The sequence below is a fragment of the Pauljensenia sp. UMB6358 genome, from assembly GCF_030216865.1.
Lineage (GTDB): Bacteria > Actinomycetota > Actinomycetes > Actinomycetales > Actinomycetaceae > Pauljensenia > Pauljensenia turicensis_A.
Genome location: NZ_JASOMS010000006.1, coordinates 44,660 through 67,731, shown reverse-complemented (window position 1 = coordinate 67,731; position 23,072 = coordinate 44,660). Strand labels below are relative to the sequence as shown.

At 59.0% G+C, this 23,072-nt stretch carries 21 protein-coding genes and 2 pseudogenes; 7 read left to right on the top strand and 16 right to left on the bottom strand.

The genetic code is table 11. The features are described from left to right. Window position 1 precedes the first annotated feature (1 nt). On the bottom strand, window positions 2-1,597 hold the full coding sequence (locus QP381_RS05640) for a ComEC/Rec2 family competence protein (protein ID WP_285068052.1): 1,596 nt from the start codon (window positions 1,595-1,597) through the stop codon (window positions 2-4). Continuing rightward, entirely contained in the window at window positions 1,594-2,340 is a 747-nt protein-coding gene (locus QP381_RS05635) for a helix-hairpin-helix domain-containing protein (protein WP_219585226.1), read from the bottom strand. The genes QP381_RS05640 and QP381_RS05635 overlap by 4 nt, the downstream gene beginning before the upstream one ends. Before the next feature lie 143 nt (window positions 2,341-2,483). Between QP381_RS05635 and QP381_RS05630 the strand changes: the two are divergent. The 4 genes and pseudogenes from QP381_RS05630 to QP381_RS05615 all read left to right on the top strand — a co-directional run. Next, window positions 2,484-2,627 (top strand): annotated as a pseudogene (locus tag QP381_RS05630) (helicase HerA-like domain-containing protein); the annotation flags it as partial. Between the two features lie 167 nt (window positions 2,628-2,794). Further along, complete coding sequence (gene proC, locus QP381_RS05625; RefSeq protein WP_285068051.1) at window positions 2,795-3,604, top strand: pyrroline-5-carboxylate reductase; 810 nt, start codon at window positions 2,795-2,797, stop codon at window positions 3,602-3,604. Window positions 3,605-3,903: 299 nt separating this feature from the next. Then, window positions 3,904-6,627 carry a valine--tRNA ligase gene (gene valS, locus QP381_RS05620; RefSeq protein ID WP_285068081.1) on the top strand — a complete coding sequence of 908 codons (2,724 nt, stop codon included), beginning with the start codon at window positions 3,904-3,906 and terminating at the stop codon, window positions 6,625-6,627. A 494-nt stretch (window positions 6,628-7,121) separates the two neighbouring features. Further along, window positions 7,122-9,005 (top strand): AMP-dependent synthetase/ligase, encoded by a 1,884-nt coding sequence (locus QP381_RS05615; protein ID WP_006681297.1) that lies wholly within the window; start codon window positions 7,122-7,124, stop codon window positions 9,003-9,005. Between the two features lie 87 nt (window positions 9,006-9,092). Here the strand turns inward: QP381_RS05615 and QP381_RS05610 are convergent, their stop codons facing one another. From QP381_RS05610 to QP381_RS05560, 11 genes are all read right to left on the bottom strand, one after another. Then, window positions 9,093-10,301 carry an ABC transporter permease gene (locus tag QP381_RS05610; RefSeq protein WP_006681298.1) on the bottom strand — a complete coding sequence of 403 codons (1,209 nt, stop codon included), beginning with the start codon at window positions 10,299-10,301 and terminating at the stop codon, window positions 9,093-9,095. Then, complete coding sequence (locus QP381_RS05605) at window positions 10,291-10,989, bottom strand: ABC transporter ATP-binding protein (protein WP_006681299.1); 699 nt, start codon at window positions 10,987-10,989, stop codon at window positions 10,291-10,293. The genes QP381_RS05610 and QP381_RS05605 overlap by 11 nt, the downstream gene beginning before the upstream one ends. Then, window positions 10,986-12,059 carry a peptidoglycan-binding protein gene (locus tag QP381_RS05600; RefSeq protein WP_181002091.1) on the bottom strand — a complete coding sequence of 358 codons (1,074 nt, stop codon included), beginning with the start codon at window positions 12,057-12,059 and terminating at the stop codon, window positions 10,986-10,988. The genes QP381_RS05605 and QP381_RS05600 overlap by 4 nt, the downstream gene beginning before the upstream one ends. Continuing rightward, window positions 12,056-12,532: a hypothetical protein gene (locus QP381_RS05595; RefSeq protein WP_103631957.1), complete on the bottom strand. Its 477-nt coding sequence runs from the start codon at window positions 12,530-12,532 to the stop codon at window positions 12,056-12,058. The genes QP381_RS05600 and QP381_RS05595 overlap by 4 nt, the downstream gene beginning before the upstream one ends. A gap of 304 nt (window positions 12,533-12,836) precedes the next feature. Continuing rightward, on the bottom strand, window positions 12,837-13,226 hold the full coding sequence (locus QP381_RS05590) for a chorismate mutase (RefSeq protein WP_103631958.1): 390 nt from the start codon (window positions 13,224-13,226) through the stop codon (window positions 12,837-12,839). A 17-nt stretch (window positions 13,227-13,243) separates the two neighbouring features. Next, the gene (gene clpX, locus QP381_RS05585; protein WP_006681303.1) at window positions 13,244-14,500 is read right to left on the bottom strand and encodes an ATP-dependent Clp protease ATP-binding subunit ClpX; all 1,257 of its coding nucleotides are present in this window, start codon (window positions 14,498-14,500) and stop codon (window positions 13,244-13,246) included. A gap of 205 nt (window positions 14,501-14,705) precedes the next feature. Further along, the gene (locus tag QP381_RS05580) at window positions 14,706-15,347 is read right to left on the bottom strand and encodes an ATP-dependent Clp protease proteolytic subunit (RefSeq protein WP_103631959.1); all 642 of its coding nucleotides are present in this window, start codon (window positions 15,345-15,347) and stop codon (window positions 14,706-14,708) included. Beyond that, a complete protein-coding gene (locus QP381_RS05575; protein WP_040318567.1) occupies window positions 15,347-15,952 on the bottom strand; it encodes an ATP-dependent Clp protease proteolytic subunit in 606 nt (201 codons plus the stop codon). The genes QP381_RS05580 and QP381_RS05575 overlap by 1 nt, the downstream gene beginning before the upstream one ends. A gap of 224 nt (window positions 15,953-16,176) precedes the next feature. After that, a complete protein-coding gene (tig, locus tag QP381_RS05570; protein WP_006681306.1) occupies window positions 16,177-17,490 on the bottom strand; it encodes a trigger factor in 1,314 nt (437 codons plus the stop codon). A 377-nt stretch (window positions 17,491-17,867) separates the two neighbouring features. Continuing rightward, window positions 17,868-19,505 (bottom strand): MFS transporter, encoded by a 1,638-nt coding sequence (locus QP381_RS05565; RefSeq protein ID WP_285068050.1) that lies wholly within the window; start codon window positions 19,503-19,505, stop codon window positions 17,868-17,870. Between the two features lie 477 nt (window positions 19,506-19,982). Then, on the bottom strand, window positions 19,983-20,183 hold the full coding sequence (locus tag QP381_RS05560) for a hypothetical protein (RefSeq protein ID WP_103631961.1): 201 nt from the start codon (window positions 20,181-20,183) through the stop codon (window positions 19,983-19,985). Between the two features lie 581 nt (window positions 20,184-20,764). On the opposite strand from QP381_RS05560, the gene QP381_RS05555 reads away from it, so the two are divergent. From QP381_RS05555 to QP381_RS05545, 3 genes and pseudogenes are all read left to right on the top strand, one after another. Beyond that, window positions 20,765-21,013 (top strand): DUF7675 family protein, encoded by a 249-nt coding sequence (locus QP381_RS05555; protein WP_103631963.1) that lies wholly within the window; start codon window positions 20,765-20,767, stop codon window positions 21,011-21,013. Between the two features lie 34 nt (window positions 21,014-21,047). Next, window positions 21,048-21,275: pseudogene (locus QP381_RS05550) on the top strand (ADP-ribosyltransferase); the annotation flags it as partial. Window positions 21,276-21,284: 9 nt separating this feature from the next. Beyond that, window positions 21,285-21,743, top strand: a complete 459-nt coding sequence (locus tag QP381_RS05545; protein ID WP_006681892.1) for a hypothetical protein — start codon at window positions 21,285-21,287, stop codon at window positions 21,741-21,743. Between the two features lie 348 nt (window positions 21,744-22,091). Here QP381_RS05545 and QP381_RS05540 read toward each other — a convergent pair whose 3' ends face one another. From QP381_RS05540 to QP381_RS05530, 3 genes are all read right to left on the bottom strand, one after another. After that, the gene (locus QP381_RS05540) at window positions 22,092-22,304 is read right to left on the bottom strand and encodes a helix-turn-helix transcriptional regulator (RefSeq protein WP_103631965.1); all 213 of its coding nucleotides are present in this window, start codon (window positions 22,302-22,304) and stop codon (window positions 22,092-22,094) included. Next, window positions 22,301-22,465 (bottom strand): hypothetical protein, encoded by a 165-nt coding sequence (locus QP381_RS05535; protein WP_285068049.1) that lies wholly within the window; start codon window positions 22,463-22,465, stop codon window positions 22,301-22,303. The genes QP381_RS05540 and QP381_RS05535 overlap by 4 nt, the downstream gene beginning before the upstream one ends. A gap of 262 nt (window positions 22,466-22,727) precedes the next feature. After that, window positions 22,728-22,964, bottom strand: a complete 237-nt coding sequence (locus tag QP381_RS05530) for a hypothetical protein (RefSeq protein ID WP_103631967.1) — start codon at window positions 22,962-22,964, stop codon at window positions 22,728-22,730. Between the last annotated feature and the right edge of the window lie 108 nt (window positions 22,965-23,072).

Sequence of the window (23,072 nt, the reverse complement as noted above, 5' to 3'; positions counted from 1 at the left end):
ATTACCTCTCTTTCTTCGCACGCCCTATAAGTCTGACACGTTCCATGTACACATGCGTTTGCACTCGACGTAGTAGGGGGATGACGAGCGCACGCTTCCAGTAGAGCACCAGTGCCGCGCTCACAATGCTAGCGACGATCACGTCACGCGACGAAAGCTGATGACTAGCCCCTGGAAGGTGTGCAAAGAAGAAAGCAACGTTCGTAATCCACCGCGTGAAGAACGCTGATCCTTGCGCGCACGCGTGAGCGAGCCGAGGAGAGACTCCAAGCAGGCATGTTGCCGCGATCGCCAGCAATGTCGCCGGCGCAACCGCTACCGAGGCCATAACATTCGCAGGTATGCCGTATACCGGGACGCGTGGGTTGGCAAGAAGCAGGATGGGGAAAGTCATCGCATAGCAACTGACTGGGATTGCCAAGTAGTCAATCGCGACGCCAATTGTTTTGCCGATGAGTGTGTCCGAACGGATTTTTCTGCGCCGATAATCGAGGATGTGCCGAGCGATCACAACCATTCCAAAGGTCGCCGCTACGGAGAGTGAAAAACCGAAGTTACTTGCGACCCACGGGTTGAACAGGATTGATCCGATGGTGACTGCGCTTAACGTCGTCACCCCCTGTTTTCCCCTACCGCTAGCCTCTGCCCCAATCCCCAACGCCGAGGTGAGTACCGCTCGCATTACTGCAGGCGTTGCCCCAACTATTGCAACCACAATGGTCAGAACTACTACGATTCCGAACAGACGAAAACGTGTGCGGCCTCGTAGGACGAGGGCGGCAACTCCCATGATGATCGCCAAGTGCGAGCCGGAGACTGCAGTTAAATGCAATAGTGAGGTCCGGCGAAAAGCTTCCTTCAGTTCTTTCGTCATTGCAGAGTCATTACCGATTGCCATTCCCGGAACCAAAGCTTGCGCTTGAGGTTCCAAGTCAGCAACCAGATCGACGAGGCCGGTGCGAATTCTTCGCACCGTAGCTCGCCACCCTTGTGGCCTAGCAACACATTTCAGTTTCGAGGTGTGAATGATTCCTGCCCAAGGAAGATGCGCGCTGAACTCAGTGTCGATCACTCCCCTGGTTTCAACTGTGTCCCCACGATAGAGAGTGGGCCAGTGGCTTCCTGTTAGTCGCACTTTAATAGGGCGAGTTGGTCGCATCCCTTGTGTGCCCGCGCCTGTCACGCGAAGGGAAACGATCTGCGAATCTGACGAGAACTTCCCTGAGACTTCAGATGGATCATCTTCTAGCTCGCCACGTATCGTGATCAGCGATCCGGTTTGAGCCGCTTGAAAGACCTCGGTGCGCCGTGCACTGTTGTGAGCGACCGCCCCCAAACACACGGCCACAACAGTGGCAAAACAGACCAGTGCTAGCAGGGCTCGCAGGGAACCAAATGGGATCAGGGTGTGACGCCCTTGGCGTGGATGAACCGCATTCAACGATGCCAGCATCCACACGCACCCCAGGCTTGTAGCACCAGCAACAGCAGCTATGGCCGTGTTGCTGTCCGTTTTCGTTCCGAAGAGGGCACCGCACCAGACTGCCACCGCCACGGGGGCAAGACGCCAATCATGCATTGCCGGTGGCGGTTTCATTGACACGCCCGAGAACGGATCTTCTCTAGTAGTGCTGGTCCTATCCCCGGCACCGCATCAACGTCATCCACCGATTGGAACGGACCGGATTGGTCTCGGAACTCTTTGATTCGCCGGGCAAGTGCCGGACCAACGCCATCTAACTGCTCGAGAGCACCAACATCGGCCGTATTCAGGTCAATACATGAGCTCCCAGTTGTTGATGCGGTCGGTGACGAGGAATCAGAAGGGGTGTGTGCGACCTCGCCCACCCGAGGAATCACAATATGTTCCCCGTCCACCAGTGGGCGCGCTAGATTTACTTGTTCAACATCGGCATCTTCTGCCACTCCGCCCGCTTCTTCGAGTGCGTCAGCGACCCGTTTGCCCATTTCTAGGGTCAATAGGGACGGCGAATTGACCGCTCCCGTCACATAAACGGTGACCTGTTCTCTGTTCTGTTGAGGTGCCGGAAGCGACGTGGGTTGGCTGGCGGATGACGCTACCCGAATCGACTGCCCAGACTCAGTGCTGGCGTAGTCTTCACTGTCATTCATCTGTTTCGCCGACGATGCCGTGGTTGTTTTCCACACACCGATCCCCGCAACAAGAAGAACAACGACTCCCAGTAGCACCATCGATTGAACCGACGGGAGCAGACGCACCTTCCACTCGGGACGCGGCTCATCGAGCGGATCCTCATCTTCAGGCTCAAACACTGCCTCGGTCAGACGAGCGACATTCAGACGATTCGTGACATTCATGCGCACACACTAAGAAGCAACACCTCCTCGCGCACCTACGCAATAAGAAAACTGTGGATAACTCATCCGGCTATCAACAGGTTGGCTTGAGTCACGCCACCCGGCCTCGTCCCCCTTGAGGATGAAAGGTAGAACGTCGAGTTCAGACATTCCCCGAAACGCCTTTGGCGTTGAACGAGGTTCTGACGCATCGTGGTACCGGACAAGCATGTGTCACGGTTCTCAATGAATCAGGTCGCCCAACTCCGGTTGCGCCGACGTCCATGTGGGCACCGCTTGCGTCATGAGACCGGCACGCGCTGACTTTTGAGAAGGACTCCAAATCAGACAGGCGCGCACACTACGGCCTATCCCAACTAAGCTAAGGGGTTAAGGAACACAGCAGTGGCGAGCATCTCGCTTCATCCACTGCGGGATGCTCCTTCATCAAGCAGAGCCTGAAAGAGGAATCGACATGCGCATCGGATTTATTGGAGCCGGTTCAATGGTCGCCGCAATTGCACGCGGTGCGGTTGCGGCCGGAATGAACGGAGCTGATTTCCTTTTCACTGACGCGAATGGTGTCCATGCTCCGGCGCTTGCCCGCGAAGTTGGTGGGCAGGTTGCTTCATCCAATGGGTCGCTCGCTCATCAGGTTGACTTGCTTGTCCTTGGGGTGAAACCTCATATTCAGTCTGAAGTGATCGAACAGATCGCTCATATCGTTCGCGAGCGTCCAGATATGGCCGTTGTTTCTTTGGCTGCCGGTCGCACCCTTGATTCGATGCTCCACGATTTCGGCGCAGCGGTTCCCTTGATCCGCGTGATGCCGAATGTCAACGCACAGGTTGGCCAGTCAATGAGCGCAATCTGCTCTCAGGATGCAACCGAGGCTCAGCTTGGAGCAACCGAACGCCTGCTCGGCGCTGTCGGGCGTACCGTGCGAATCAGCGAGAAAGAATTCCCTGCGTTCATGGCGTTGGCAAGTTGCTCGCCCGCGTGGGTTTTCCAGATTATTGAGACGCTTGCCCGAGCCGGCGTGAAACATGGGCTGACGAAGTCTTCTGCCACCTTGATTGCCGCCCAGGCTGTTGCTGGCTCAGCGGACCTGCTTCTTGCAAGCCAAGAACGCGGTGTGAATGCTGCCCAGCTTATTGATTCGGTCTGCTCGCCCAATGGCACCACGATTGCCGGTCTGCTGGCCGCTGAAAACGCCGGTCTGTCCCCCGCACTTGTGACAGCTGTCGACGCTGCTATTGCACGCGATCAGGAAGTGTCTTCCTGATCTTTGTCTATCCGGCGCGTCATCGCTCCCAGTTGCGCGAACCCGACCAAGAAAACCCCATCTCCCCATGAATGCTGTTGTCCTCTGATTGCGGATTTCACACTCGCGTGACTGGCTACGAAGGAGACTTCGTAGCCAGCCTTTATTGTGTTTCATTGACGAGGTTCCTCCCCGGGCCTCGTTGATTGATCGCCAGGAGGCAAAGGTCGCGAATACCCGATGCGCACGTTTGGTTTTCCCCTTGAAACCCCACTACTCTAGTGGGGTACATGTCCACGACTCGGATGGAGAATATTGATATGGGTGGCCGTCTTTCGACCCCGACTTCTGCTGTAGCACCGACGGTTCCTGACCGTGTTGGCGCTGAAGGTTTGGAACACAAGTGGGGTGAGAGCTGGGAGAACGCAGGTACCTACGATTTCGATCGTACGGCAACGCGCGAGCAGGTGTACTCGATTGACACCCCGCCACCCACGGTTTCGGGTTCTCTTCACGTTGGACACGTGTTCTCGTACACCCACACTGACGTTATTGCGCGTTACCAGCGCATGATGGGTAAGTCCGTTTTCTACCCGATGGGTTGGGATGACAACGGTCTACCGACTGAGCGTCGCGTGCAGAACTACTTTGGTGTTCGCGTTGATCCGACCCTCCCCTACGATCCTGACTTTGTTCCCCCACATGAGGGTGGCGAAGGTAAGTCGATCAAGGCTCGTGATCAGAAGCCGATTTCGCGTAAGAATTTCGTTGAACTCTGCGAACGTCTGACGGTTGAAGATGAGGCTCAGTTCGAGGCGCTGTGGCGCTACCTTGGTCTGTCCGTGGATTGGAAGCAGCATTACCAGACGATCGGTAAGCGCGCCCGCAAGGTCGCTCAGGCTGCATTCCTCCGCAACTTGGCTCGCGGTGAGGCCTACCAGAGCGAAGCTCCCGGTCTTTGGGACATTACATTCCAGACCGCTGTTGCTCAGGCTGAGCTTGAGTCGCGTGAGTACCCGGGCTTCTACCACCGTCTGGCGTTCCACCTCACAGATGCTGATGCTGCCGCGAAGGCTGTCGCTGCCGGTGCTCCCGTGGAGAACGGCGTGGATGTCTGCATCGAGACAACTCGTCCAGAGTTGCTCGGCGCGTGTGTTGCCCTTGTTGCTCACCCGGATGATGAGCGTTACAAGCCGTTGTTCGGAACGACCGTTGCCTCCCCCGTCTTCGGTGTTGAGGTTCCTGTTCTTCCTCATCCGCAGGCCGAGATGGATAAGGGCGCTGGTATCGCCATGTGCTGTACCTTCGGTGACACCACGGATATTGACTGGTGGCGTGACCTCGACCTTCCTCTGCGCGCGATCCTACGTAAGGACGGCCGTATCATCGCTGAGACGCCCAAGTGGATCACGTCCACTGAAGGTATCGCAGCATTCGAGGCGATCGCCGGTAAGACGACGTTCTCCGCACGCGAGACCCTGGTTGCGATGCTCGCCGAGTCCGGCGAGATGCGCGGTGAGCCGACGAAGACGATGCGTCAGACGAACTTCTTCGAGAAGGGCGATAAGCCACTCGAAATCGTGACCTCGCGCCAGTGGTACATCCGTAACGGTGGCAAGCCGTGGACGAACCCGGCGTCGGGTAAGGATCTGAACGAAGAGCTGGTTGCTCGCGGTCGCGAGCTGGCATTCCATCCCGACTTCATGCGTGTACGCTACGAAAACTGGGTGACTGGCCTGAACAATGACTGGTTGGTTTCGCGCCAGCGTTTCTTCGGTGTTCCGTTCCCGCTGTGGTACAAGGTGAACGAGGCCGGCGAGGTCGATTACAACCAGATCATTACGCCGGCCGAAGACGAACTGCCCGTCGATCCTTCGTCTGATGTTCCGACTGGATACACCGAAGCCCAGCGTGGCGTTGCCGGCGGTTTCGTGGGAGAACTGGACATCATGGACACGTGGGCAACGTCGTCCCTGTCCCCGCAGCTGGCATGTGGTTGGCTCGAGGACGAGGATCTGTTCAGCCGTACGTACCCGATGGATCTGCGCCCTCAGGGTCAGGACATCATTCGTACCTGGCTGTTCTCGACCGTTGTTCGCGCAAACCTCGAGTTCGGAGAACTTCCGTGGAAGCACGCTGGTATCTCGGGCTGGATCCTTGATCCTGATCATAAGAAGATGTCGAAGTCCAAGGGCAACGTGGTCACCCCGATGGGTCTGCTTGAAAAGTACGGTTCGGATGCGGTTCGCTACTGGGCAACGTCCGCTCGACTGGGCTTGGATGCGATCTTCGACGAAGCGCAGATGAAGATCGGTCGTCGTCTGGCAATCAAGGTTCTGAACGCTTCGAAATTTGCTCTGACCATGGGTGGTGAGGGCGCAGCGATCGATCTGGATCCGGCGCAGGTGACGGTGCCACTGGATCGTTCGGTTCTGGCGACGCTGGCCTCCGTCATCGACGAGGCCTCGGCTGCTCTGGCGTCCTACGAGCACTCTCGCGCGCTCGAGGTCACGGAGTCGTTCTTCTGGACGTTCTGCGACGACTACCTGGAGCTGGTCAAGGAGCGCGCCTACAACCGTGATGGCGCGTGGGACGAGGCCTCGGCCGTATCCGCCCGTGCGGCTCTGGCGATCGTTATCGACAACGTCGTGCGTCTGCTCGCCCCCTACCTGCCGTACGTGACGGAAGAGGTGTGGAGCTGGTACCGCGAGGGCAGCGTGCACACCGCTCCGTGGCCGGTCGTAGCTGACCTGGCTGGCGTCGAGGGCAATCCCTCAGTGCTCGAAGCCGCCTCTTCTGCTCTGATCGCACTGCGTCGCGTGAAGTCTGAAGCGAAGGTGTCGCCGCGTACGCCGTTCCTAGCGGTGACGGTGTGCGCCCCGCAGGCTCAGGTCGAGGCTCTGAAGTCCGTGAAGGGTGACCTGGAGGCCGCGTCAAAGGCCGTGGATGCCCTGACCGTGACCGCCTCCGATGACGCTGAGGCCACCGAGGCCGTCGTCGAGTCCTTCAAGCTGGGCGAGGCTCCTGCCAAACGCAAGGGCTGAGCGTTAGGCTGCTGGGGCCTCCGTGGGAAACCACGGAGGCCCCTCGTTTTACCCAGTATTGAAAGACGGGGCTAATGTCCGAAAGACACAGGTCTCAACAGCACTGATCTGCACGTTTACGACCTAGGGTGAAGCCATAGCACTCAAGAGGCTCAATGGGTTCCTGGCGGCCATCCCACACTCCGACAACCGCGCTCGGATGGTAGAGGTGGCGGACTGGGGTGTTCACAACTCCCCGGAACTGGAGCTACGCATCGCGTGGAACCAGCCGATGTTCACTCACCACAGCACGTATATCATTCGCGCTGAACTGGGATTGAATAGAACGAGCGATGCTCTCGCCTGATCCTGTCCCGCAAGGCTCGGCGACAGTTCAGAGAACTTCGACGCTCCCTCTCCCCCGTTCTACGGGCGCGTAGGATAGGGGGGGAAACAGTAGGAGCGCCGCTGGCCCCGTCCCGCAGCACACACCGCCCAGCGACCAGGGAGCAGACATGACCGCCGAAGAAACCCCGGCCTCGTCCAACGACGACACGACGACGCAGGCGCAGACGACCACCAAAGCCCTTGAGTGGCACGCCCCCGTCCTGGTGCGCATCGACGACCACACGACGATCCCCCACCTGCTGAAAGAGCGCGTGCAGCGCAGTGCCACCCGCCCCCTCATCCTGCGCAAAATCGGTATCGGCGACACGTGGCGTTCCATCACGGCGCGCGACTTCTACGATGAGGTGCACGCGCTCGCCGCTGGCCTCATCGCGCGGGGCCTCGAACCCGGCGACCGCGTCGCGATTATGAGCCACACCCGCTACGAGTGGACGCTCCTCGACTTCGCGTGTTGGGCGGCCGGCCTCGTCCCCGTGCCCATCTACGAGACCAGCTCCATCGACCAGGTCGCCCACGTCCTCGTCGACGCGGACGTCAACCTCATCATCACCGAAACCGTGTCCATGGCAGAGATCGTGCGCGCGGCAGCAGAGCGAGAAAACCGGGACAGCACCCACGTGCTCTCCCTAGACTCCGAGGCCATCGAGACCCTCATCGCGGAGGGTTCGGCCACCCCGCGCGAGCGCGTCCTCGCCCGCTCGGAGGCCCTCACCAAGGACGACATCGCAACCATCGTCTACACGTCGGGCACGATGGGCACGCCCAAGGGCGCAGTCCTGTCCCATGAGAATTTCACGAACCTATGCCTGAACGCCCACTCGTGGATGCCGGAGATTGCCGCCGGCAAGGACTCGCGCCTGCTCCTCTTCCTACCGCTGGCCCACGTGTTCGCGCGCTTCCTGCAGGTCTTCCAGATCAGTGGCAACGGCGTGCTTGGCCACGCCTCTAACATCAAGAACCTGCTGAACGACCTGGCATCTTTCAAGCCGAGCTATCTCCTCGTCGTCCCGCGCGTCCTAGAAAAGATCTACAACTCGGCGGACACGAAGGCTTCCGGCCCCAAGCGCAAGATCTTCCGCTGGGCCGCCAAGATCGCGATCGCCTACTCGCGTGCCCTCGACACTGAGGAAGGCCCCAGCGCCTCCCTCAAGGCCCAGCACGCGCTGGCGAATAAGCTCGTCTACCAGCAGATCATCCGCCTGGTGGGCGGCAACGCAGACTACATCGTCTCGGGCGGCGCACCCCTGGCCACTTGGCTCGCCCACTTCTATCGCGGCGTCGGTATCCCCGTTCTAGAGGGCTACGGCCTGACAGAGACGGTCGGCCCGGTCTCTGTCAACACGCCCCACCTGTCCAAGATCGGCACCGTAGGCCCGGCTCTGCCGCCCATGTCCTTCAAGATCAGCGACGAGGGTGAGATCCTACTCAAGGGCCCAAGCATCTTCCAGTACTACCACAACGACCCCGAAGCAACGACCGCCTGCTTCACCGAAGACGGCTGGTTCCGCACGGGCGACCTGGGGTCCCTGGACCGCGACGGCTACGTGTCCATCACGGGCCGCGCGAAAGAGATCATCGTGACGGCGGGTGGCAAGAACGTCGCCCCGGCTGTCCTCGAAAACCCGATGCGCTCCCACCCGCTCATCTCCCAGGTCCTGGTCGTGGGCGACCAGAGGCCGTTCATCGCCGCGCTTATCACGCTGGACGCGGAGATGCTGCCCGATTGGCTCGCCACCCATTCGCTGCCCCCGATGAGCGTGGCGGAGGCAGCCACGAACGTCGAGGTCCTGGCCTCCCTAGAGAAGGCGGTGGCCTCGGCGAATAAGCACGTCTCGCGCGCCGAGTCGATCCGCAAGATCAAGGTCCTCACGACCGACTTCACGGAGGCAAACGGCCTGCTCACACCCTCGCTCAAGGTCAAGCGCCTGAAGGCCACGCATCGCCTTGCCTCCGTCATCGACGAGATCTACGGCGGTCCCGTGCAAAACTGACCTGCTCATGAACAAAGCCGTGGCCGGCTCGCTCCCCTCTCGGTGTCGGGGTTGGCGAGTCGGCCACGGCTTTCTTATGTGGGCAACCTACTGCGAGGCGAGCGCCGCTGTGGGTGGCGTGCGGGCCGCTCGGATCGCGGGGTAGAGCCCGGCGACGGCGCCGATGAGGAGAGTGGAGCCGAGGCCTGCGGCGATCACCCACCAGTGCAGGGTTGGCGGCCATCCGTACGCGTAACACATGCCCCAGGTGACACCGGCGCCGATGAGGCATCCGGCGAGTCCTCCGAGGAAGGACAGCAGCAGGGCTTCGGCCAGGAACTGCACGGTGACGTGTCCCCGCTTGGCGCCGAGCGAGCGGCGCAGGCCAATCTCCTTACGACGTTCCAGGACGGAAATGATCATCGTGTTGGCCACGCCGATGCCACCGACGAGCAGGGCGATCGAACCGACGCCGGCGAGCAGGGTCGTGAGCGTCTGGTCGGCCGCGTTTTGGGCGGCCAGTGCGTCGGAAGGGCGTGAGACCTTGAGGCCGGTGGCGCCCTGCGGGGCGAGCGTGGGTCCGAGGAGCTCGCGGACGTTCTCCACCTGGTCCTCGGAGGAGCGCTCATAGATCGTCGTGGGGGTCTTGCCCGCGCCGAAGTACGTGTCCGCGGCGGCAACGCCGATGAGGGCGGCGTTATCAAGTTCCTCGGCCAGGGGTGCTGGATCCATAATGCCCAAGACGGTGAACGACATGCCACCCAGCCACACCTGGGTGCCTGGCTCGACGACGCCGAGCAGCTGCGCGGCTTTCGAGCCCAGGACGACGCCCGGATACTTCGCGGTGGCATCGTTGAGCCACGTGCCCTTCTTCATGGTCCCGGATACGACATTCAGGAGGTTCGTGTCAGCCGCCATCGTGATGATGCCGCCGGTCGCGTTCGGGTCGGACAGGCGCGAGCGGTACACGGAGACGCCGCTCAGCGTCGACGTCGAAGCCGCGTCGGTGACGCCCGGGATCATGAGAGTGCGGCCCACGGCGTCCTCGGGCAGGATGAGGTCCGTCCCCGACAGGTCAGCGCCGCTGCGCGCCGTCAGCATGTTGGTACCCAGCGCCCGCAGCTGCTCTTGCAGGCGGGCCTGTGAGGATGCGGAGACGCCGACGACGCCGACCATGGCCGCGATGCCGATCGCGATGCCCAGGGCCGAGAGGACGGCACGCATAGGGCGAGCGCGCAGGCCCGTCAGGCCCAGGCGCGCGACGTCCGAGAGGCGCAGGGCGGAGCGACCGGTTTCTGAATTCTTCTCACTCTCCATGGCCACCTCCCGGGTGTGCGGAGTCGGAGACAATCTCGCCATCGCGGATGGCGATCTGCCTGGGCAGCGAGGCCGCCAGGTCGTTGTCGTGGGTGATCACGATGATGGTGGTGCCGGCCTCGTTGAGCTCGCGCAGGAGGGTGACGATGGACGCGCCCGAGCGCGAGTCGAGGTTGCCGGTGGGCTCGTCGGCCAGCAGCAGGGCCGGGTGCCCGATGATGGCACGAGCGATTGCGACGCGCTGGCGTTCACCGCCCGACATCTGGTGGGGCTTGTGGTCCATGCGGTGTCCGAGGCCCACGCGGGTCAGAGCCTCACGCGCGGCCTCGCGACGCTTGGCACGGGGCACGCCCCGATAGAGCAGTCCGTCTGCGACGTTGTCAAGGGCGCAGACGCCGGCCGTCAGGTGGAACTGCTGGAACACGAAACCGATCAGCGACGATCGCACTCCCGACAGCTCCGTGTCACGCAGGGAGGACACGTCTGTGCCGTTAATGCACACGCTGCCCGAGGTGGGGCGGTCGAGCGTTCCGATGAGGTTGAGCAGAGTGGATTTTCCGGAGCCGGACGGCCCGACGATGGCGACGAACTCTCCCTCGTCGACGGCCAGGGATACTCCGTTACAGGCATGCACGGGCGGGCTGCCGAAGGACCGGTGCACGTCGGTCAGTTGCAGGATGTGGCTCATCGGTTGGGCACCACCACGCGCTGGCCTTCGGCGATCTCGTCGCCGCTCACTTCGACGCGGTCTCCCGCGAACAGGCCGACGGTGACAGGGACCCGACGAATCTTGCCCGACTCATCCACGACCTCGACGCCGAACTGGTCGGCACTCAGGGCCACGAGCGCGCTGAGGGGCACGGACAGCACGTCCGTACGAGTCTCGGAGGTCAGGCCCAGGGAGACCGAGGCCTCCTGGAGCCCTTCGAGGGCGGAGGTGTCATCGGGGGTGACGGTGATCGGAATAATTCGTTCCTTGGTCGTCTCCTCGGATCCCTCCTCGCTGGCTTTTTCGCGCGGGGGTTCGACCGAGGTAATCGTTCCGGTCGTCGTGGTGGTGGAGCCGGGCAGGCGCACGGTCACTGAGTTTCCGACGACGCCGAGAGCCTGGTCGGAGAGCTTCAGGTTCGCGGAGATGACTTGACGCGAGGAAGAGGCCGTGAACAGTTCCGTCTCCATCGTCGCGTTGTCGCCGACACGGGCCTTCAGGGCACCAATACGCAGGTCCTCAGGTGCAAAGAGGACGGTGCCCAGCGGCAGTGAGCCGGTTTGGGGCAGGTTGAGGGCCTTTTGCCACCTCTGGATCGCCACGGTCGTGTTCCAGTCGAAGTGGGCATCGGGGGTAGCCTCGAAATAGCCGAGCTCGGACAGCGCGGTCTCCAGCTGGGTGACATCCTCGCCGTTGTCCATGCCTGCCTCAAACGTGCGCCAGGCGGGGGTAGAGCCGTGGAGCAGATACGTGTTGTCGCCACCGACCGTATACACGTGCGATCCCTGGGTGAGGGTCGTGCCGGGCGTGGGCAGGGAGGTGACAACGCCTTCGAAAGCACTCTTGAGGGTGTAGGAGTCGGCGTAGTGGAGGTTTCCCTGGACGGTGGTCTCCCCCGCCAGGTCTCCCTTCGTAATGGTCTCCGTCGCACCGTCAAAGGACTGGGGGGCTTGGGCGTCTGTGTTGGTGCCCGAGCAGGCGGACAGGGTCAGCGCGCCGATCGCCAGGATCGCGAGTGCCGCGGGGCGCAGGGTTTGCGAACGCTTCACTTGGCGGCCCCTGACTGTTGGAAGCACTTGTTGAGCACATCCTCGGGGATGTCCTTGACGCTGATGCCTTCGCCCGCCTGCGGGTCCTTGACGTCATATCCGGCCTCACGCAGGCACTGCGCTGCCTTGACCATTGACTCGCGCGCTGCGGGGTCGTTCGCAATGTTGTCCTCGCCGGTCAAGCCGGAGACCTTCATCATGCACTCGTTGAGGGCAGAGTCGAAGGCGGTGGAGTGATCGTTGAGCTGATCGGGCGTCAGGCCCGTGTCAGGCACGTCGAAGCCCTTGTCACGCATGCACTGAGCAAACAGCAGATTCGGGTCGTTGCTGGCCGCGTTGGTGGCCGTTCCGCTCTGGCTCTTGGTGCTGGACGCGGACGAGGTGGACGAGCCGGTCGATCCGCATGCGCTGAGGACCGTAGCCAGGGTGACGGCGACGACGGCAAGAGCGCGCATCTGCGTGCGATTCTTCATCAAAAAACTCCTTGAGGACTGCTTATCGGCAATGGTTCTCACTGCCTGAATAGATTACAGTCCACAACCCTGAAAGCTGCCTGAAAACTATCGGGGAGCCTGCGCAGAATTTCATCAGACAATCCTGAGAGGGCAAAACGAGACGGGGGACGCTCGCACATCCACCGTCTCTCAACAGATTCTCCTCCTCGTCGGGTGCTTATACGGTCAGTCTTCGCCCCCTCGGAGTGAGCCGTGTTTTTCTTGAGGATGGACAGGATCTCTACGTGCTTGGCCTCACTCAAGGCAACCTACCGGGTGCCCATCATCTCCCAACAATGCCATGCTTCGGTATTGAGTGGGTGCTCCCCTCGTCGTACTCGGCCTTGATGTCTTCGTGGTGGCGAATAACTTCCTTCACCATGAAGGCAAGGAACTTTTCAGCAAAGTCAGGGTCGAGGCCGGATTCTTCGGCGAGCGATCGCAGACGCGCAACCTGTCGTGCTTCACGTGCCGGGTCAGCCGGCGGAAGATCATGGAGAGCTTTGATGTGTCCGACTCGCTGGGTACAGCGGAAACGCTCAGCAAGAATATGGACGAGCGCAGCATCGATGTTGTCGATGGTTCCACGCGCGTCAGCCAGCTCGGCAGGGATGCCTGTTCCGATCAGGGCCTCCCCGGACGTGTGGGCGCTGATCTGCGTTTCTTCTGCCACTGGTTTTCCCATCCGGTTCAGGCGGTGCGAATCTGATGAGCGCGCTCGGCGTAGAGCTCAGGCTCACCTTCACCAAGAACGTACTCGCGCGTAATCACAACGCGCCCCACGTCGTCACGGCTGGGCAGCTCAAACATCAGGTCAGACAGTGTGTTCTCCATGATCGACGACAGGCCACGGGCACCGGTCTTACGCTCGTTCGCCAAGGCCGCGACCTCGAGCAACGCCTCGTGCGTGAACTCCAGATCAATGCCGTCAAGCTCGAAAAGATGCTGGTACTGGCGAACTAGGGAGTTCGTCGGCTCGGTCAGGACGCGGACGAGGTCTTCTTCGGTCAGTTCCTGCGTGGATGTCAGGATCGGCAGACGACCAATGAATTCTGGAATCATGCCGAACTTGTGCAGATCTTCAGGGGTGATCTCTTTGTACAGGTCACCCATTTCAGCAGCAGACTTCAGGTCTGAGCCAAAACCGGTGGAACGCTGACCCAAACGAGCCTTCACGATCTCTTCAATACCTGCGAAAGCCCCCGCTGCGATGAACAGGATGCCCGACGTGTCAATCTCAAGGAACTGCTGGTTCGGGTGCTTGCGTCCGCCCTGCGGCGGCACCGAAGCAACCGTGCCTTCAATAATCTTCAGCAGAGCCTGCTGGACACCTTCGCCGGAAACATCGCGTGTGATCGAGGCGTTCTCTCCTTTACGGCCAATCTTGTCGATTTCGTCGACGTAGATGATGCCCCGTTCAGCCTTTTTAATGTCACCATCCGCGGTCTGGATCAGACGAAGAAGAATATTCTCGACGTCCTCACCAACGTAGCCGGCTTCCGTCAGCGCAGTCGCGTCAACGATCGCGAAAGGAACGTCAAGCATACGCGCCAGCGAACGCGCCAAGTGAGTCTTGCCCGTACCCGTGGGGCCAAGCAACAGAATGTTCGACTTGGTCCCCTGCATATCTTCAGCATGCCCAGCGTCACGCGACTTCACACGCTTGTAGTGGTTGTAGACCGCGACAGACAGCGCACGCTTCGCACGATCCTGGCCGATCACCCACGAATTCAGGAAGTCGTTGATTTCAATTGGCTTCGGCAGGGGCAGCTCCGAGGTTTCTTCGGGAGCCTTGCCCAATTCCTCAGCGATGATTTCGTTGCAGAGGTCTATGCACTCGTCACAGATGTAGACACCGGAACCGCCGATGAGCTTGCGCACCTGCTTCTGACTCTTTCCACAGAACGAGCACTTGAGCAGTTCAGCTCCGTCGGTCAGTCGAGCCACGTTAGCCCTCCATCGATCAAAATTCATCACTACCGCGCGCCACCGGGACGTCACACGTAGATATGTTGGTTGCCACCTAGGATTGGCGTGCAAACGCTTCCGTTCAGCGTGTCTTCAGCCTATGTGAGGACAGGTAAGTCCGCCATTCGGCGCGCCATTTTCTCCCCACAGCGTAGCCACCTTCACGCTAGTGAGCGCCAGCGTTTTAGCTCTTGCGGGACTGAAGAACCTGGTCGATCAGGCCGTATTCTTTCGCCTGGGGAGCGGTCAGGATCTTGTCGCGCTCGATGTCACGGCGGACCTGCTCAACCGGGGTGCCCGAGTGATGCGCGAGCGTATCTTCCAGCCACGCGCGCATACGGTCGATCTCGTCAGCAACGATCTGGATATCGGATGCCTGCCCCTGCATGCCTTCCATGGCCGGCTGGTGGATCAGAACACGAGCATTCGGCAGTGCCAGGCGCTTGCCCGGTGAACCGGCCGCCAGCAGAACGGCTGCAGCCGATGCGGCCTGACCAAGGCACACGGTCTGGATCTGTGGCTTAATGTACTGCATCGTGTCGTAGATTGCGGTCAGCGCGGTGAAGGAACCACCGGGGCTGTTGATGTACATGGTGATCAGCGAATCTGGATCCTGGCTTTCCAGAACCAGAAGCTGCGCCATCACGTCATCAGCAGACGCGTCATCAACCTGCACGCCGAGGAACACAATGCGATCCTCGAACAGCTTGGCGTAGGGGTCCTGGCGCTTAAAACCGTAAGCGGTGCGCTCTTCGAAATTCGGCAGAACATAGCGAGCCTGTGGCATCTGACGGGCGATACCTTCAAAGTACGGGGTGGTGCTCATCAGTTTTCTCCATCCTGGCCGAGCGTGCTAATTTCCTGCGGGTTCACGATGACCTTGTCAACGAAGCCGTATTCCAGGGCCTCGTACGCCGAGAACCAATTGTCACGGTCCGCGTCCAGTTCGATCTGCTCAACGGACTTGCCGGTACGCTCAGCGGTGATCTCGGCGAGTTCCTTCTTCATCTTCAGAATCAGGTCCGCGTTAATACGAATCTCAGTGGCGCTACCACCGGCACCACCAAGAGGCTGGTGGAGCAGGACGCGAGTATGCGGGGTGATGAAGCGCTTGCCCGGCGCGCCTGCGGTCAGCAGGAACTGACCCATCGAAGCAGCCAAGCCCATTGCGACAGTGACAACATCAGGCTTGACGTACTGCATAGTGTCGTAAATTGCCATGCCTGCGGTCACCGACCCACCCGGGCTGTTGATGTACAGGTAGATGTCGCGGTCCGGATCTTCGGCGGCAAGCAGAAGCATCTGGGCGCAGATCGCGTTGGCGTTTTCATCACGGACCTCGCCGTTCAGCCAAATGATGCGTTCTGCAAGAAGTCGCTGGTACACGGAGTCGGACAGACCCATCGGCGATTGCACGCCGCCGCCTGCCATTACAGCCTGGTCGCTCACGAGGATTCTCCTTGGTCGAATAGATCCGCTTTCAGATCCCACTGGGTATAACTTATCGGTTTCACGCGGACAAGGCTCAGCCAATCCCCCTCTGTTCGCTGTAGGCGCAGTGCTCATAGCAGTATGAGGCCTCCCACATGCAATGTGGCCGGTACCCGAAAGTACCGGCCACATTCACTAGCGTGTGTTGCTAGCGCATGCTTGAATCAGGCTTCAGTGGTCTCTTCTGCCTCTTCAGCTTCTGCTTCTTCCTTTGCAACGTCGCCGAAGAACTCAGAGAGGTCAACGACCGTGCCTTCGGTGTCCTTGACGGTGACCTGACGCAGAGCCTCGATCATAGCCTTGGAACGTCCGAGGTCTGCGACAACTGCTGCCATCTGCTGCGAGGAGGAGAACAGCTGGTTGATGTCGATGCCGAGGTTCTGCGACATCTGGATCGCGTAGTCGATGAGTTCCTGCTGGGAAACCTGAACATCGAACTTCTTCGCGATTGCCTCGGAGAGGAGTTCAGAACGCAGTTCGCGCTCGACGGCCGCGCGCGCTTCCTTCTTTTCTTTCGGCTTGGCATCTTCGGAGACGCGGCGCGAAACCTCGTGCTCGATGACCTCTTCAGGAAGAAGAATCTCAACCTGTTCGAGGAGGTCGGTGATCAGGTTGTCGCGGGCCTGTAGCGCCTGCTGCGAGGTCTTTGACTGGCCGGCCTGCGTGCGCAGGTCTTCCATGAGCTCGTCGATGGTGTCGAATTCAGAAACCATCTGAGCGAAGTCGTCGTCCGCCTTCGGCAGTTCGCGCGCCTTCATGGACTTCACGGTGATGGTGATGTCTGCTTCTTCACCTTCGTGGTCGCCGCCCTTGAGGGTGGACGTGAAGGAAACCTCGTCGCCTGCCTTGGTGCCACGCAGAGCCTTGTCCTGACCATTGAGCATGTTGCCCGAGCCGATTTCGTAGGACACGTCTGCGACCGAGTCGACCTCTTCACCGTTGATGGTGGCAACCATGTCGATGGTTGCGTAATCGCCGGTCTTGGCCTTGCGGTTGATGGTCTTCAGAGTTGCGAAGCGAGAGCGGAGCTCGTCGAGTTCCTTCTGGACGTCTTCGTCGGTGACCTCGGTGGTGTCGACGGTGACAACGGTCTTCTCGTCGAATTCGGGGAGCTCGAAGTCCGGCACAACCGGGACCTCAGCGGTGAAGATCAGCTGTCCCCCCTGTTCGCCGGTGGTGTTCGGGATCTCGGTGACCTCGACCTGTGGCTGTTGCATCGGGCGGAGCGAATGCTCTGCGACTGCATCCGAGTAGTGACCCGGCAGGACCTCGTTGACGACCTGTTCGATGACGGCTGCGCGACCGAAACGCTGGTCGATGATGCGAGGTGGCACGTGGCCCTTACGGAAACCGGGGATGGAGACCTGCTGGGAGATATCCTTGTAGGCCTTGTTCATCTCATCGGACAGTTCCTCGTAGGGAACCTCAACGGTCAGGCGAACCTTGGTGGGTTCGAGAGTCTCAACGGTGCTCTTCACGTGCGTGCACTCCAAAACGTTTCAAATTTGCGGGAGCACCCAATTCGGGCGCATGACAACTCGCCTAGTTTACGACAGACCCGCGTCAATGTCCCTATCGAGACCAGGTTTATGGCTTAAATGCGCGCAACTCCACTAATCGAGGGCGACTCCACCTTCGAAGTTTCCAAGGAGTGATCCACAGACCAGTCATTCATCAGTCGTGCACAAACTCGAGGATCCCTAGGCTCTCACATACATAACCCCGACAATGCAGCTTTCGCCAGTGAAAGATCTGGGGTCTTCATTTCAGGCATACAGAAATTATCGCGAGGAGCATCCGTTGGGCGCGCCATTTCTCAGAAGGAGATCCACTCAATCCGTCCGCCTCGCCCTACTTAATCGCCAGAAGAAATCATGGACGCACGGCGTAGGCGTAGTACACCGACGAGGCCGAGGACAAGGAAGAGGCTCGCGGCTAGGAGCGCCCAGCTTGTGGCATCGCTAAAGCCCCTCGTCAGTGCTTCCACGGTGAGAGCAGTTTGATCACCAAGGGCGCTGTGATCGCCTTGAGCTCGCAGTTGCGCGATCATGACGCCGGCGGACGAGCGCGTTGCCTCGGCAATAGAATCGAATGCCTCCCCTGTCAGTCCGGCGTCTTCAAGCGCTTGAGGAAGAGCCATCGAGAGCGAAACGGAGAGCATGGCCCCCGCAACAGCAGTTCCCAAAGCCGAACCAATCTGCCTGACCGTACTCTGTGTCGCCGATCCTTGACCGGAGAATTGAACAGGAATATCCCGAAGTACCGTGCCCGTCAACTGCGCTGATGCAAGACCGAGTCCAAGACCATAGACGGTCAGAGGCAGGCCAATCCCCCATCCCGGGGTCGTCGGGCTCACAAGAAGTGCGAGAACCAGAATGCCTACCACTTCCAGAGCCAGTCCGATCAATACTGTCGCCGGAGCGCCGAACCTCGCCGCAAGATGTCGCGCAGACGCACCCGACAAGAACGCACCAACTGCCATCGCCGCAAGGACGAGCCCCGCGCCCATGATGTCCAAGCCAAGTGCGTTGATGAGATACAGGGGAAGAACAAAAATGATCGCGAATTCTCCCACTGCAACCATTCCGGCAGTCACGTTCCCCCACGCAAAGGTCGGCAGAAGGAAGAGGTCCAGGCGAAGAAGAGCTGTGCGCTGAACCTTCTCACGATGGCGTTCCCACATCACGAAGAGAGCCAGCGCAATCACTGCGACTCCCAAGGCAACGGGGACGGGAGAAAGCGCAGCAGTTGTCGGCCAATTCCACCCAAAGATGCTGAATTCACCCTTCGGAGTCCACCACCCAAGGTCAGGGCCCTCGATAACGGCAAAGACAAGAGCTCCGAAGCCAATCGCACTGAGCATGGCTCCATCAACATCGATGCCGGGACGCCCACTCTTCCCCCGAGTATTCGGCACGGTAAACAGTGCGGCGACGAATACCAGCGCGCCAATCGGAAGGTTGACCAGGAAGATCCACGGCCACGAGGCCCACTGAGTCAGCGCTCCACCCGCAAGTGGCCCAACTGCGGCAGCGCCGGAAATAACGGCACCCCAGACACCGAATGCCGCCGCCCTATATCGACCGCGGAATACCGCGTTTACCGTTGAAAGCGTCGAGGGCATGATGAAAGCCGCCCCCAATGCTTGGATCGCGCGCGACGAGATCAGAACCCCCGCGGTTTCGGATTGGGCAGCTACAAGACTCCCCGCTACGAACACGACGATACCGATCAGGAATACCTTTTTACGCCCCCACCTATCAGCCAAGTTGCCCGTCGAAAGCAGAAGCGCTGCGAGCAGGACTGCATAGAGACTGTTTACCCATTGCGCGTCGGTGATATTCAGCTGCAAGTCCCCAATAATGACAGGGAGAGCAACTCCGACGATTGTGCCGTCAAGGACAATGAGCCCCAGACCGATGGAGAGAACTGCTAGAGCCATCCAGTCACGGCGCGTGGGCGCTACTTCAGAATTCTGGTTTACTGCGCTCATACTTCAACGACCTTTGATGTGGATCAACGAACGAATGCCATATACACAATTATTATGACACTCTGTCAGATACTTTGCTGAGCGAAGCGCACATAAAAGAGGCGAAGCACCGAAGAGGGGCAATCTCACAGCGCTGAGGGCAAACTTTATCTGACCAAAGAAGGGAAACCTCACCCCCGCTACCCCGCCACCTCGCCACCCCGCCCTTTTAACGCCACCAAGACAACGGCGGGCAGGTAGTCGCGTTGGGGTTACCTGCCCACCCTGCTGGCCGGCAGCAGGCCGGATACGGACTTGCGAGGGGCGGATGTTAGGAGTTGGCGAGTTGGCAGACGCGAGAGCGAGACAAGCCCATACTGTAGCTAATATCTGCCAGAGAATAGTTGGCGTCTTTGAGTGCTCGTATTGCTTTTCGGGACGCTACGGAGGCTACTTTGGCGGATTCTTCAGCTGTTTTAGATGCTTCGATGGATTGTTTTACTTGGCGGATTGCTCTATCTCAGGGACGATAGTGATGTTCCAGGTGGAGTGATCGACGTTTTCTTCCATCGTGTCGAGGTAGTCGATTACTTGCTGGCGGGCTTTGGGAAGAGTGCGCACTTGTGTCCAGATGTCGTCCCCGTTCCACAGTTCCCAGCCACCACTCCAGCGGCGGGCGGTGATGGTTATCGTGTTCATTTTGTGTTCCTTTTGCTTGCTTCGATTGTTTTGAGCGCTTTGCGGGTCAGACCTGGGGAGATTTCGCGGGTTTGGGTGATGGAAACGCTGAAAGACCCGTTTGACCATATTTCGTGGTCACCTTTGCCTTGGCGTGAAGTGAAGCCTGCCTGTTTGAGGAGTGCGGTCAGTTTATGGCATCAGGATCCGTAAAATCCTGACGAGTACTGGAGTCGAATCCTATTCAGAACGGCAATTCAATGATCTCAAGGCTGTTGGGAAGCTACTTGATCGTACAGAAACCGGGAAAAAGTACATCCTGGTAACTGGTAGGCATACTGCTGTAATCAGAAATACAGGGAGCAGATACGAATATTTGGAGCTACAAAGCCCCTATCCAGACGAAAACAGTTGGCATGAGCTCACAAAAACAGAACTGCGAGAGCGTTTCGCCTGTAAAATGTCACATAGTTTCCGAGGTTTTAGGTACGAGGCTGACTCGACAATCGCGGAAATCACCACACTTGCTAGCAGTGATGGCTACGCTGAATTGATGGGCTACCTTAACACTGTGGAAACAGCGCAACGAAAGAGGTTGTTAGGTGCTGTTAAATGATGAGTTTGTCATCGACGACCCCGAAGTCGATGATCCTCATATGTGGACCGTAGAGCGCATCTCTGAAGATGGATCTTTTGAGATAGGCCCCCTGTATGTCACGTTCGATAAGAAAACAGTATTGAACCTGTGGACGGACTACCCGCAAAAGTTCACCCCAGAGCAGATTCAGATCATGCGAGAAGAAGAACCATACTGGTATGAGTTCTTCATGCCAAGGCTAGAAGAAGCTTGAGGGCTCTATTCAGACGTAGCACCAATACACATCGACATCAGTCAGGCCAAAAGCCGTGTACGACCACAAGCCGGTGCAGATTCATTTCAGCGTTCCCCAAGGAACTCGGGCGGTCAATCCGATGCGGATTGGTCAATACGGTGCAGCTGAGCGCGAAATCATTCTCCACCGCGGCCTGAAATACAGAATCGATCACGTGCAAGAAGATGAAATGGCGGATCAGATTCACGTCTTTGCTACGATTCTCGAGGAAAAAGAGTAGAATAATACCATGGAGCCGAAGAGGAAGAAGCCGCTCTCGAATGAGGAGCTGAACAGGCTCGTCGAAGAATCCGGATGGATCAACGGCGAGTGGCATTCTGCCGCTGCGGCAAGTCCAGCCGGCGAATCGTCCCTCCCGGAGGGTCGCTACCCATGCATGATTTTCCTCGTCGACGAGACGCCAGTCTCATGGGTTGACCTGATCCGCGATGGCAAGGTCGTCGCCATGATCGCCTGGTACGGAGACCCCGTCACCTACATCGACACGGACTGGATCTGCCTCAGCACGCGCGATGATGAGCTCCAGCACTACATGGATGAACTCGGGATCCGCGGGTTCACCATGACTGAGGCGCGCGACCACATCCTGGAGATCTGGGAGCACACCGAGATCCGCGCAGTCACCCTCGGAGAGTACAACGCGATCTACAAAGAACGGGTGAACAAGCTGAAGAAGCCCAAGCGTTAACAGCACCAACACCTTCAACACACAGAGAGAACCCCGAAGCCACTGAGGCTCCGGGGTTTCTTCATGCCGAGGCTAGAAGAAGCCTGAGCGACCAGAAGCTAACAAGCTACTCCCAACCCCTGTCACCGTTTTGGTGCCGGGGGTTTTCTTATACCCAAGTTTCCCTGACCACTGGGGTTCAGTGGGTTCATCATGGCCGACGGGCCTTGTACGGAGAGGACACACTATGGCAGACCAGCAGACCGAGCTATTCCCGATGGATTGATGAATTCACCACTTCCCGCGGCCTGCCGTCAGCGCCCCTCACAATCCGCACGGGAAAGTGAGGGCGTTTTTGCGTATCTGTCATCAATTGGTTGGCTTTGACCAGTTGCCGCGTCCTGGGCGGCGAGCGTTCCACTCGTCGACTGTTTCTACTTTCCAGCCCATTGTGCGCCTGCCTTCGAGTCCGATGTACACGTCGGGCTCTGGAAGCGTGTAGCGCCCTAGAGTGCCTACTTGTACGCCAATACGGCGGGCAAGGTCAGAGCGAGACAGATAGACGGGTGTCTGGTCTGTCATTTCTTATTCCTTCCCATGATGAATGCAATCAGGTAGATGACCCCTGCGACGACAAGCAACGTGCCTGCGATTGCTGCGTAGACCGTATAGCCTTCGACGGCAAGCCAGACAATGATGCATACGAGGGCGAGCAAGATCAGGATGTCCTTGATGTTGTTCATATTGTGTGGTGGAATTTTTCGTAGGGGCCGGTGGCCCGGAGTTGCTAGTGACATCTCCGGACCATCGGTCTCATTTGCGCTTGCTCCTCGATGCTGTGATCACCTTGGCGCTTGCCTTGATGATTTCAGCGATCCCGAAGAGAATTCCCAGTAATTCCTACGAAATCCGTTTCCTTCACCTCCTTCCTACACCCCCATAATACCACACTAGTAAAGTGTTGACAGGTGGAAAGAGGATACAAAGCAAGAAAATGACTAGAACTTAAAACTCTCCCCCAGCTTCCGCGCATTCGGCTTCCTCAGCTTCCTTCTGACGCTTACGGCGCTCAGCAGGTGTGATATACACCCCACAAACCATCTCTGACTTCGCAATCGCCATCGCGTTTTGGGCGTCTTTCAGATTGGAATACGAGCCGATTAGATATCGTTTGCCTTCAAAACTGAAGCGAACGCGATATTTTCCTCGGTATTCCTCGATTCCACGCGGTAAATGTGGCATTTCAGCTCATTGTTTGCGCCTGGTATCAATTTCAGCGGCTCTTGGTATCAGACGGGCTTGATACCAGCATGATACCAATTTCAGGTATCTAAACGGCTTTCACTCTCC